The sequence below is a fragment of the Pseudacidovorax intermedius genome (assembly GCF_003350475.1).
GTDB classification, from domain to species: domain Bacteria; phylum Pseudomonadota; class Gammaproteobacteria; order Burkholderiales; family Burkholderiaceae_C; genus Xenophilus; species Xenophilus intermedius.
On the sequence record NZ_QQAV01000010.1, the window covers coordinates 18,022 to 30,358 of the forward strand.

The 12,337-nt window shown below is 72.2% G+C and carries 6 protein-coding genes; 5 read left to right on the plus strand and 1 reads right to left on the minus strand.

Annotation, left to right across the window (positions count from 1 at the left end):
* The first annotated feature begins 18 nt into the window (after window positions 1-18).
* Entirely contained in the window at window positions 19-6,315 is a 6,297-nt protein-coding gene (locus DFR41_RS21090) for an alkaline phosphatase D family protein (protein WP_114804158.1), read from the plus strand.
* Here DFR41_RS21090 and pobA read toward each other — a convergent pair.
* Window positions 6,285-7,466, minus strand: a complete 1,182-nt coding sequence (gene pobA, locus DFR41_RS21095) for a 4-hydroxybenzoate 3-monooxygenase (RefSeq protein WP_114804159.1) — start codon at window positions 7,464-7,466, stop codon at window positions 6,285-6,287. The genes DFR41_RS21090 and pobA overlap by 31 nt on opposite strands.
* A 153-nt stretch (window positions 7,467-7,619) precedes the next feature.
* On the opposite strand from pobA, the gene DFR41_RS21100 reads away from it, so the two are divergent.
* From DFR41_RS21100 to cydC, 4 genes are all read left to right on the plus strand, one after another.
* Window positions 7,620-8,390: an IclR family transcriptional regulator domain-containing protein gene (locus tag DFR41_RS21100; protein ID WP_017758064.1), complete on the plus strand. Its 771-nt coding sequence runs from the start codon at window positions 7,620-7,622 to the stop codon at window positions 8,388-8,390.
* Between the two features lie 69 nt (window positions 8,391-8,459).
* On the plus strand, window positions 8,460-8,696 hold the full coding sequence (locus tag DFR41_RS21105; RefSeq protein ID WP_147284407.1) for a hypothetical protein: 237 nt from the start codon (window positions 8,460-8,462) through the stop codon (window positions 8,694-8,696).
* A 206-nt stretch (window positions 8,697-8,902) separates the two neighbouring features.
* Window positions 8,903-10,582, plus strand: a complete 1,680-nt coding sequence (cydD, locus tag DFR41_RS21110) for a thiol reductant ABC exporter subunit CydD (RefSeq protein WP_114804160.1) — start codon at window positions 8,903-8,905, stop codon at window positions 10,580-10,582.
* A gap of 27 nt (window positions 10,583-10,609) precedes the next feature.
* The gene (gene cydC / locus DFR41_RS21115) at window positions 10,610-12,322 is read left to right on the plus strand and encodes a thiol reductant ABC exporter subunit CydC (RefSeq protein ID WP_114804161.1); all 1,713 of its coding nucleotides are present in this window, start codon (window positions 10,610-10,612) and stop codon (window positions 12,320-12,322) included.
* The last annotated feature ends 15 nt before the right edge of the window (window positions 12,323-12,337 follow it).

Here is a 12,337-nt window from a genome sequence, read left to right on the forward strand (position 1 = left end):
TGAACGAAAGGGTGATCGATGCAGTGGCTCTCCGACAACCTGGAGGCGCTGCTCGAAGCGCCCGATGAGCAGCGACGTTTCGACGCCGTCGTCGTGGGCTCCGGCTACGGCGGCTCGGTGGCGGCACTGCGGCTGGCCGAAGCCGGGTTCAATGTCGGCGTGCTCGAACGCGGGCAGGAGTACGTGGCTGGCGAATTCCCGAGCGACCTGGGCGATGTCGGCAAGTACGTACGTGCCCAGTGGCAGGGCGCGACCGGCGTCCAGGGGGCCGGCTACGAGGATGCGCTCTTCGACTTCCGGGTGGGGCAGGGCGCCGCGGCCCTCGTGGGCAACGGCCTGGGCGGCGGCAGCCTGATCAACGCCGGTGTCGGCCTGCAGCCCGAAGCGGCGGTGTTCCAGTCCGAACACTGGCCTGCCGCCATCCGGCGCACCAACCTGCAGCCGTGGTTCGACCGAGCCCGTGCCATGCTGGAGTTGTCCAGGCCGGACGACGGTCAGCGTTGCTTCGACCCGCAGGGCACGCGCAAGTACCAGGCGCTGCGCGGGCTGCACGACCGGCTGCCCTCCCGGCCGGCCCGGGGCGACTCCGCCGCGGTCCGGCCCGAATTCGAGGAGGTGCCCATCGCCGTCTGCCTGCATCCCTGGCAGGTCATGGCGCACGAGGGCGCGCTGGGCCCGCGGTCGGCCTGCACCGGCTGCGGCAACTGCGTCAGCGGCTGCAACGACGACGCCAAGCTGACGCTCACCAAGACCTACCTGCCCGCTGCCCGGCGGGCGAGGGCGCGGCTGTTTGCGGGCGTGACGGTGCTCAGCGTCCATCGCGAGGAGGATGGCGACTTCCCCTGGGTGCTGCGCGTGGTCCGCACGGCCGAGCGCAGCCTGTACGAGGGCCAGCGCCAGCATGCAGGTGCGGCGGCCCGCGCCGGCTGGGTGCATGAACTGCGCGCCCGGCAGGTGGTCCTGGCGGCCGGCACCTTCGGCAGCACGGAGATCCTGCTGCGCTCCCGTTCCGCGCCAGAGGGCACGCCACGCGCGCCGCTCGGCACCAGCGACCGGCTCGGCGAGCGCGTGTCCGGCAACGGCGACGACGTGGCCTGCATTGCCGAGCTGGATGCGCCGGCCAACGCACTGGGCGACACGGCCGCTGGCCGAAGCCCCGAACCCGCCGGGCCGACCATCTCCGCCATGATCCGCTTCCGGGATGCCGGCGACGAGCGTCGCTCGACCCTGGTTCAGGATGGCGGCGTGCCGGGGCTGCTGGCGCCCGTGTTCCAGGAGCTCATCCAGACGCTCACCACGCTCGCCCGGCTGGACGACCCCCCCGGTCCGGCATCGACGGAGGTGGACGACCTGGCGCCGCAGCCGAAGGTGCTCACCCACTCGCTCACGCTGCTGGGCATGGGTCATGACGACAGCCCCGCCCGCATCGACCTGGATACGCGCAGCGACCGCATCCGCTGGCAGTGGCCGCGTCCCGAGGCGGCGTCCGCGCCGCCGCTGCACCGGGCGCGCGTGGCGCCCGCCACGGGCCAGGATGGGCGCTACCTGCGCAATCCGGGCAGCGGCATCCTGCCGCCCACCATGGACGGGCTGCTGGGCGGGGCCGGCATGGGCCAGTTGCTGGTCACCGTCCATCCGCTCGGCGGTTGCCCCATGGGCGACGATGCGGTGCAAGGGGTGTGCAACCACCTGGGGCAGGTCTTCCGCGGACCGCAGGGCAGCGATGTGCACGAAGGCCTGTATGTGATGGACGGCTCGGTGGTGCCGACATCGCTCGGTGTCAATCCCATGCTCACCATCACCGCCCTGGCCGAGCGCAGCTGCGCCGACCTGGTGCAGCGCCTGAATGCCGGGTCGGCCGCACGGATGCCCCCGCCGGCTGGCGCCGTGCCTCGGCCCTTGTCTGCGCCGGTCGTGCCTGCGCCCAGGCCGACGAGCACCGCCGGCGCCGTCGCCCCGGGTGCGTCGCTGCGCGAGGTGCTTCGCGGCCTCGTGCAGCCATCGCCCTCGCAGCAATGGTGCGGGCCCTTGCCTCGGGACGCGGTGCCCGTGGGCGATGCCGCCTCGCTCTTCGTCCAGATGGAGGTGAGCGACTGGGCGCGCTTCCTGGCCGACCCGCGCCATCGGGCGCTCGTCCAGCCCTCGCGGATGGCGCCCTCCAGTGCCTATGAGGCGTCGCGCCTGCTGGTGCAGCTCGAAGGCCGCGCACCGCGCACGCTGTGGGTGGAAGAGGGCCATGCCGACCTGTATGCCCGCCAGCCGGAGTCCTGGCCGCGGCATGCGAGTCGCTGGCTGCGGCTGGTCCTCACCTACACCCTCAGCCGCTGGCTGCCGGATTCTGGCAAGGAGGGCGGCGGAAGCTTCTCGTTGAAACCCGCCAACCTGTGGCGCGTGGCCCGGATGCTGTGGCAGGCCGCGGAAGTACGGGTCTTCGATTACCGCATGGTCCTGCGCATGGAGGTCGAGGACAAGGACAAGGCCAGGGCCGAGCCGCCGCTTCATCTGCGCGGCACCAAGGTCATCGATGGTGCAGCGTCCTGGAAGGACCTGGGGCAGTGGTGCCGCGCTGCATGGGCCGGTGGCTGGCCCGCCGTGCCGCGCCCCAGCGTCTGGAGCCAACTGGGCGAACTGCCCCTGTCGCTGAGCGACGCGTCCGGCCAGGTCCTGCTGCAGGGTCGGCTGCGCATGGACATGCCCGACATCGCCCGCAACCTGCTGCCCCAGCTGCACAGCGGCCGCGACAGCGTGACGGCGACGATGGCCGCGCTGGGCTATCCGCTGATGCTCGCGCGCGGGCTGCTGCGCACGCGGCTGCTGGACTTCCGTGCGCCGGACTACGCTCGCCGCACCGTGCCGCCCGCGCCGCCGGCAGGTGGCGAGGCCGAGCAGGTCTGGTTGCATTTCCCCGAGGGCTGGACCCATGGCGGCTTTCCTCTGCTGCAGACCCGTCGGCACGGCCGGGTGCCGCCCTGTGCGCCGATCCGGTTGCGCGTGCGCGCGCGGCTGGCCGATCCGGCGGCCTCGCCCGTGGACCTGGCGCTGGTGCGCTACCGGCAGTCCCGGCCCGAAGTGCACGCCCCCGACGGGCAGGGGGCCCGCCGCGTGCGTGCGCTGCTGATGATCAACGGCTTCGCCCAGTCGACGCTGCCCTTCGTCGAGCCATTGATGGGCGCCGATGCGCTGGCGGCGCGGCTGTACGACGAAGGCTGGGACCTGTGGCTGCTGGAGTACCGCGTGAGCCCGCTGCTGGACGCCTCCGCCCGCTTCTCCACCATGGACGACATCGCGGCCTTCGACATTGCGTCGGCCGTGGCCCGCGTGTGCGCAGAACTGGGCCAGGAGCTCGACCTGACGCCCGAGCTGCTGCGCATCCACGCCTTCAGCCATTGCGTGGGCGCTGCTTCGCTGGCGATGTCGCTGGCGGGCGGACACCTGGTCGTGCGCCATCCCCATGGCGACGGCCAGGTGCATCGCCTCGGCGGGGCCGTCTTTTCGCAGTTCCAACCCTATGTGATCGGCTCCAACTCGGCGCAGCAGCGTCTTCAGCTGGGGGCCTTCATGCACAACGTGCTCGGCCGCGAGTTCCTGGAGTTCGCCGCCGGTGTCGGCACGCCCGATCTGCTGCATGGGCTGCTGGACCGGCTCTTCGCCACGATGCCGCATGCAGACCTGCCCTGTGTCCCGCGCGGCGAGGCCTGCCCGCACGACGATCCGGCGTGCCCGCATGCCCAGCACTGTCCGCACAGGCTGCAGGCCTGCCCGCACGAAGCCGACCTGCGCGTCGAGCAGCCCGACACCACCACCTGCAAGCGCATGTCCGGGCTGCTCAGTCCGCTGTTCGATCACGGGCGCCTCGGCGAGACCTTCCACGAGCGGCTGGACATCTACTTCGGCCGCACCAACCTGGGCGTCTTCCTGCATGGCGCCAAATGCGTGCAGCACGAACGGCTGGTCGACGACGATGGCCGCGACTACCTGTCGAACGACAGGGTCCGGCGCTATTTCGACATGCCGATGATGCTCATGCACGGCAGCGACAACCAGCTGTTCGACGTCGCGTCCCTCGCGCGAAGCGCCGATCAACTGCGCCGGGTCTTCGGCGAGGAAGGCCGCTCGACCGCCTCCGATCCGGCTCAGCCCATGCCGCGGGTCACGGCCCACCCGCTGCCGGGCTTCGCGCATTTCGACTGCACCATCGGCCGCGCTGCGGCGCAGCAGGTTTTTCCCCGCATCGAGCAGTTTCTGGCCGATGCGTGGACGCGCCCGCTGGCCCCCCCGCAGGTGCAGCGCCATGCCGAGGCGCAACTGCCGGCGACCGGCCCGCTGATGGGCTGGGTGCGGCCGGGGCAGGGCGGCGCGACGGTGGTGCGGGTGTGGGCCGAGTTCCGGCGCCGCCACGGCGGCCTGCTGGTGGGCGGCATGACGCTGGCGTGCGGCCAGCTCCGGGGGGAGCCATGGCGTCTCTCGCAAGCCTGGCCCCTGAGGACCGTGGTCCTGCAGACACGGCCGCCGGCGCAGGTGTCCGACACTGTGCCGCCGGGCACGGCCTTCCCGGTCAGCGTGCTCGTCGCCGACGTGGTGCTGCCCGCGGAGGTGGAAGACGTGCACATCGACGTCTTCGGGCTCTACACCTTCGACGCCAGCGTCGCGCCGGAGGGGGCGGTGCCGTTGGCGCCCGCCGGCACGCCGGACCAGACCTTCGTGCAGGCATCCACCGGCGCTTTGGAGGCCGCGGAAATGCCGGACGAGGATGCCCAGGCCGCCCATGACCTGGCCGTGCTGACCGGCCGGACGCCGGGCAGGGTGTCGGCTGCCACTGCGGACACCACCACGCCTTTCCGCCTGACCATCGACCCGAGCCTGCTCGTCCGTGCCGCACGGCGCATGCCCTTGCCCGAGGACCGGGTGCCGGCGCCGTTTGCGGTGGCGACGAGCACGGACGAGATCGTGCTGCCCGAAGACGGCTTGATCGGCCCGGTGGTCGAGCAGGGCGCGTCGCTGCCGGACGCGTTTGCCGATGGCCTGGTGGCCGGGCTGCGCGCGGAGCTGGAGCGTCGGGCCGCCGCTGCGCGCCGGGCCGACCCGGCCACGCTGTCGCGGGTGGCCCGTGAACTGGCGACGCCTGAGCAGGCGCGGCTGCATGTGGCCGACGCATTGCGCCGACCCGCGCAGGCGGGTACCTGCTTCTTCGCCGCTGGATGCCGGCACCCGGGCATCACGGGTTTCGAGTCGGCGCGTGCCGATGCCAGCCTGTCGGCACTGGCGGACGCCCATGTCCGCACGGGCGACGCCCGCTTCATGGCCATGCTTGGCGACCAGGTCTACGCCGATGCGCGCGCCGGCCTCTTCGACACCGCCTCGGAGCTGGAACGCATCCTGCCTCGCTACCGCGATGCCATGGGCTCGCCCGGCTTCCGGGCGCTGGCCCGGCGGCTGCCGCTCTTCATGGTGCTGGACGACCACGAGATCGTCGACAACTGGACGCGCGAGCAGCTGTGGCTGGGCGAGGGCGGGCTGTGGCGGGCGCTCACCGCACGCGCGGCCTACCGCGCCTTCCAGCGCGCCCACGGGCCGGATCCCTTTCCGGCCGCCGACGGCGAAACCGACGATGCGCGCCACCACGGTGCCTTCCGCTGCGGCGACATCTCCGCCTTCATGCTGGATGCGCGCACCTCACGGCAGCTCGGCCCGCGTCGCCTGCTGTCGGAAACCGGCTGGACGCTGCTGGAGACCTGGCTGTGCCGCGAGCAGCAGACGCATGGCGATGCGCCGAAGTGGGTGATGTGCGGCTCGGTGATCGCGCCGGGGCTGCGGGAGTTTGCTGGTCGTCCCGCGCCGCGGCAGGCCGACAACTGGCAGATGTCGCCCGCCGACCGGCAACGCTTCTTCGACCTGCTGGTGCGGCACCGCATCCAGAACGTGGTGCTGCTGTCCAGCGACTACCACTGCTCGGCCGTGGCGCGCCTGCGCATCGGCCCCGACCTGCAGGGCCTCGCCATCGTGGCGCCACCCCTGCATGCACCCATGCGCTTCGCCAACTCGTTGGCCGACACCGTGTTGCTCGAAGAGTCGGTTCCGCTCGTCGGCGGCCTCACGCTGCAGGTCGAGGGCGTGGGCGCCTGGGACGGGGAAGGCTGGCTGGCCGTCCGGCAGTCCGAAGGCGCCGACGGGCACTGGACGCTGGCGCTGGAGCTGCACCTGCGCGGGCAGGAAGCCGCGGCCTTCGAGACGATCCATCTCCGCGAGACGCTGCCGAGTCGCCGGCCGCGTCCGCGGAGTGCCGCTCAGAACGATTCCAGCGGCAGGCCGACGTAGTTCTCGGACAGCGAGGTCGAGGCCGCCGGCGAGTGCACAAGGTAGTCCAGCTCGGCCTCCTGGATCTTCTGGCCGAAGTCGCCGGTGTCGGGGAAGCGGTGCATCAGCGAGGTGAACCACCACGAGAAGCGCTCGGCCTTCCAGATGCGGCGCAGGCAGAGGTCGGAATAGCGGTCGAGCGCGCTGGTGCTGCGCTCGCCGTAGTAGCGCTCCAGCGCCTGGTACAGGTAGCCCACGTCCGAGGCCGCAAGGTTCAGGCCCTTGGCGCCGGTGGGCGGCACGATGTGGGCGGCATCGCCGGCCAGGAACAGCCGTCCGAAGCGCATCGGCTCGGCCACGAAGCTGCGCAGCGGCGCGATGCTTTTTTCCAGCGCGGGGCCGGTCACCAGGCGCTCGCGGCCTTCCGGGTCCAGGCGCAGGCGCAACTCGTTCCAGAAAGCGTCGTCGCTCCAGTTCTCGACCTTCTCTTCCACCGGCACCTGCACGTAGTAACGGCTGCGGGTGCGGCTGCGCATGCTGCACAGCGCGAAGCCGCGCGGCGTGTTGCAGTAGATGAGTTCTTCCGACACCGGCGGCACATCCGCCAGCATGCCCAGCCAGCCGAAGGGATAGATCTTCTCGTAGAGCTTGACGGCGCTGGCCGGCACGCTGGCCCGGCTCACGCCGTGGTAGCCGTCGCAGCCGGCGATGAAGTCGCACTCGATCTCATGCGTGGCGCCGTCCTTCTCGTAGCGCACGCGGGGGCGCTCGCCGTCGAAGTCGTGCAGGCTGACATTGGCCGCACCGTAGATCGTGGTCAGGCCGGCGGCGGCGCGGGCGTCCATCAAATCGCGAGTGACCTCGGTCTGGCCGTAGACCATGACCTGCCGGCCGTGCGTGTGCGCATGCATGTCGATGCGGTGGCGCTGGCCCTGGAACAGCAGCTCGATGCCGTGGTGCGGCAGGCCCTCGGCATGCGCGCGGGCATCGACGCCGGCCTTCTTGAGCAGGTCCATCGTGACCTGCTCCAGCACCCCGGCGCGGATGCGGCCGAGCACGTAGTCGCCGGTCTGGCGTTCGACGATCACGTTGTCGATGCCGGCGACGTGAAGCAGCTGGCCCAGCAGCAGGCCGGCCGGGCCGGCGCCGATGATGGCGACTTGGGTACGCATGGGAAGGGTCTCCTGATCCAGGGGCAACAAAGGGAATGGGCCGAAGCGTAGAAAAAAGCTGCCCCGATCCGGTGGTCCGTCAGGCCCCGCCGCGCGATGATTCGTCGGGTTGCGCGATGATCGCGCAACATTGCAGATCCACGGAGCCGATCCATGACCATCGCCAAAGCGGACTTCATCGAGGGCCTGGCCAAGGGCCTGGCGGTGCTCGAAAGCTTCGACACCGAGCGGCAGCGCCTGAACGCGACGCTGGCGGCCCAGCGCGCCGGGCTCACCCGAGCGGCGGCGAGGCGTCACCTGCTCACGCTGGCGCACCTGGGCTACCTGGAGACCGACGGCAGTTACTTCTGGATGGCGCCGCGGGTCCTGCGTTTTTCCGGCAGCTACCTGGCCTCGTCGCGCCTGCCGCGGGCACTTCAGCCCACGCTCAACCGGCTGTCGGCGCAGACGGGGGAGTCCTTCTCCGCCGTGGTGCTCGATGGTGAGGAGGTGGTGATCGTCGCCCGCAGCGGCAGCTATGGCGCGCCTTCTCGCGTGCTTGCCTACGGCCTGCACCTGGGGGCCCGGCTGCCGGCGCATGCCACGTCGACGGGGCAACTGTTGCTGGCGGCCATGGCGCCAGCGGCGCTGTCGGCTTGGCTCAAGGGGCGCAGCCTCGCGCGGCTCACGCCGCACACCCTGACCCGGCCGGCAGAGCTGCGCCGGCGGCTGGCGCAGATCCGTAAGGACGACCATGCGCTGGCCAGCGAGGAGCACGAACTGGGCGTGCAGGCGCTGGCGGTGCCGTTGCGGGACATGCAGGGCCGGACCGTGGCCGCCCTGAACCTCGTCCTGTCGGGCGGACTGCAGCCGCCCGAGGCGCTGGAGCGCAGCATGCTGCCCTTGCTTGCCGAGGCTGCGCGCGAACTGCGGGCGCTGCTCTGATAAAGCAAAATTGACTTTGTGTGAATTTGTTGCGCGACGCCGGTCCCGGCGGGGCCCAACATTTCGCCCATGCCTCTGTCCCTTCTCCACCGCTTGGCCAGCGCGCAGCTTCCTGTTTCCTTCACGGAGGGCGGCGACATCGACGCCATTCGCATGCTGGCGCTCGCCGGCCATGTGCAGGCGGTGATCCCCCGTCCCGTGCGCACCCTGACCGGCCACCACCAGCCGGCGGCCACGGTGTCTGCCATCACGCCGCTGGGTCGGCAGATGATGGACCGCTTTCCCCGCGAAGCCGAGGTGGGCTGAGGCGCGGCGGCGCCAACCCGGGCGGACCCACCGGCATCCGCCCACGCAAGGTCGCCCCGGCCGCTGATCTCGCGCGCCTGGACGCCAGTCAATTCCTACAGCGGCAGTAGACCTTTCGCCGCTTGAGGTGGGTCAACGGACCCATGGCGGCTTATCATGATTGAAATTTCGGTAATTACTGAAATTTCAACATTTGCCGCTTCGCCATGACTGAATCCACGTCCGTTGATCCCGACCGGCTGCCGAGCCCGGTGTCGATGGCGGCCACGGCACAGGCGATGGCCGCTCTGCTGTGGCTGCCGCAGGCGGCACTGCTGGCCTGGGCGGTCCAGAGGCTTGCCGACGGCGGCGGCCTGCATGGCGTGCTTGCACTGGCGGGTGGCGTGGCGGCGGTCGGGCTGCTGCGCGCGGCGTTCGATGCATGGGGTGTGCGCCGCGCCTTCGAAGATGCGCGGCAGGCGCTCGGTACGCTGAGGCGCGCGGCAACGGCGGCGCTGGCTGGCGGATCGCCGGTCGACCGCGACCGGCCGGCCTCCGGCCTGGCGGCCAGCGTGCTGGCGGAGCAGGCTGAGGCCATCGTGCCCTGGCTGGCGCGTTTCCAGCCGGTGCGGCTGAGGCTCATGGTGGTACCCATCGCCATCGCGCTGGCGGTGGGCGCCCTGTCCTGGGTGGCTGCGGCCATCCTGGTGGTGGCCGCGCCGCTGATCCCGCTGTTCATGGCGCTGGTCGGCCGCCGCGCACAGGCTGCGTCGGAAGCGCAACTGGCGCGGCAGGGCGACATGAACGCCTTCCTGCTCGACCGGCTGCGGGGCCTCTCCACCCTGCGCGCGCTGGGCGCGGTCGATCACACGGCGCTGCGGCTGAGGGCCTCGGCGCAGGATCTGCACCGCCGCACGATGGCCGTGCTGCGCATCGCCTTCCTGTCGTCGGCGGTGCTGGAGCTGTTCGCCGCGCTCGGCGTGGCCATGGTGGCGGTCTATGTGGGCTTCCATCTGCTGGGTCACCTTCAGTTCGGCAGCTGGGGCCGCACGCTGAGCCTGGGGCAGGGCCTGTTCATCCTGCTGCTGGCGCCCGCCTTCTTCGAGCCGCTGCGCGAGCTGTCGGCCGTGTGGCATGACCGTGCGGCTGGCGAGGCCGCGCGCAAGGCGCTGGCGTCACTCGATGGCGCGGGGCCGCGGCTTCCCGGGCAGTCTGACGCTGCCCTGCCGGCAGAGCCGGCGCCTGCCGGTGCGCTGGGCGTGCGCGTGCGGGGGCTGCGCTTTGCCCCGGCGGGCGAGCGGCCGGTGCTCGACGCGTTCGACCTCGACGTCCGCCCCGGTGAACGCCTGGCCATCCTCGCGCCCAGTGGTGGGGGCAAGACGACCTTGCTGTCGCTGCTGGCCGGGCTTGTCGCGCCGCAGGCGGGGCAGGTTTTCATCGGCGGCGTTCCCCTGGACGAGGCCCATGCGCCGGGCCTGCGCCGCCGGATGGGCTGGATGGGACAGCGGGCCCATGTGTTCGCCGGCTCCCTCGACGCCAACGTGGACCTGGGCCGGCCGGTCGCGGACGCGCAGGCCGTCGCCCGCGCCATCGACTTCGCAGGCCTCGCCGACGTGGCCGCCGGCCGTCCCGGCCAGAGCCTCGGCGAGGCCGGTGTGGGTCTGTCGGGCGGGGAGGCCGTCCGCCTCGCCCTGGCCCGCCTGGCCGTGAACGACGAAGCCGGCCTGCTGCTGGCGGACGAGCCCACCGCCCACCTCGATGCCGAGACGGCCGACCGCGTCATCGACGCGCTGCTCGCCCTGAGTCGCGGCCGGACGCTGGTGCTGGCCACTCACGACCCGCGCCTCGCTGCGCGCATGGACCGTGTGCTCCGCCTCGAACCGACGCCGCTGCGCGAAGCGGCCTGAAGCCGTGATCCATCAGGAGCCCACGCCATGACCCGTTCCGTCGCCCATGATCTCCAGGTGCTGCGCCGCCATTTCATCGGCCAGCGACGCGGCGCGCTGTGGCTGGGCGCCGGGCTGGCCGTGCTCACCAGCCTGGCCGGCATCGGCCTGCTGGGTCTGTCGGGCTGGTTCATCACGGCGACGGCGCTGGCGGGTCTGCAACTGACGACGGCGCTGGTGTTCGACGTCTTCATGCCCTCGGCGGGCATCCGGCTGCTGGCCCTGGGCCGCACCGGCGCGCGCTATGCCGAGCGCCTCGTCACGCACGACGCCACGCTCGGCGTGCTGGCCGGCCTGCGCGAGCGTCTGCTGCGCGGTTGGGCGCAACCCGAGGCGGCGCAGCGCCTGCTGCTGCGTCCCGCGCGGCTGCTGCAGCGCTTGACGGCCGACATCGATGCGCTCGACGCCCTCTACCTGCGCATGGCCGTGCCGCTGGCCGTCAGCCTGGCTGCGGCGGCGATGGCCGGCGTCGTGGCCGGCTTGCACGACCTGCGGCTGGGTCTGGCCCTGACCGCCTGGCTGCTGGTGGCCGGCTGGGGCAGTGCGTGGGTGGTCGCGCGCCGGGCCCGCCCCGTGGCGGTGCGCCGGGCGCTGGCGCTGGAGCGCCTGCGCGCCCGCGCCGTCGACCTCGTGGCGGGGCAGACCGAACTGGCCATGGCCGGCCGGCTGACGGCCCAGTGCGAGGCGCTGGCCGAGGCCGACGCACGGCTGGCCGCCACCGACCTGCGCATGGCCGGCCTGGAAGCGCGGGCCAGCTTCGCGCACGGACTGATTCACACGGCCACCCTGGTGGGCGTGCTGCTGGCGGCCGCCTGGCTGGTGGAGCAGGGCCGCATCGGCGCGCCGACCGCGGCGCTGCTGATGCTCACGGCCCTGGCCGCGGGCGAGCCGATCGCGGCGCTGCGCCGTGGCGCGCTGGAGTCGGGCCGCACCTGGCTCGCCGCCCGACGACTGGCACCGGCCGTGGCCGCGGCGGAGTCCGCAGCCTTGGGCGAGGCGCCGAAGGGCCACCTGCGCACGGCGACCGACGGTGGCATCCATCTTGATGGCGCCGTGGTGCGCCGTGAAGGCGGGACCCGCCCCGTACTCCAACTGTCGTCTCTGCACATCCGGCCCGGCGAGCGCGTGGCGGTGGTTGGCCCCAGCGGCGCAGGCAAGTCCACGCTGCTCGCGCTGGTGGCCGGCGAACTCGCGCCCGCCGTCGGCGACGTGCGCGCGCCGCGCGCCACCTGGATGACGCAGCGGCCCGAACTCTTTCGCGACAGCCTGCGCGACAACCTCAGGCTGGCCGCGCCTCAGGCCACCGACGCGCAGTTGAGCGCGGCACTCGCCGATGCCGGCCTGCAGGCCGATGTCGCGCGCCTTCGCCAAGGGCTGGACACGCCGCTCGGCGAAGGCGGCCTGGGCCTGTCGGGCGGCCAGATGCGTCGCCTGTCGCTGGCCCGCCTGCTGCTGCAGGACGCGCCGCTGTGGCTGCTGGACGAGCCGACCGAAGCCCTCGACGCCATCACCGCCCGCGAAGTCCTGTTGCGCCTCGAAGCGCGGGCGCCGGGCCGCACGCTGCTCATCGCCACCCACCTGCGCCGCGAGGCGCAGCTCGCGGACCGCCTGCTCTGCATCGAGGCCGGTGAGTTGCGTGCCGACCTGCGGCGCGGCACGCCTGCCTTCGACACCGCACTCGCCGCCTTGCGCGACGACTGAACCTGATTCCCCCCG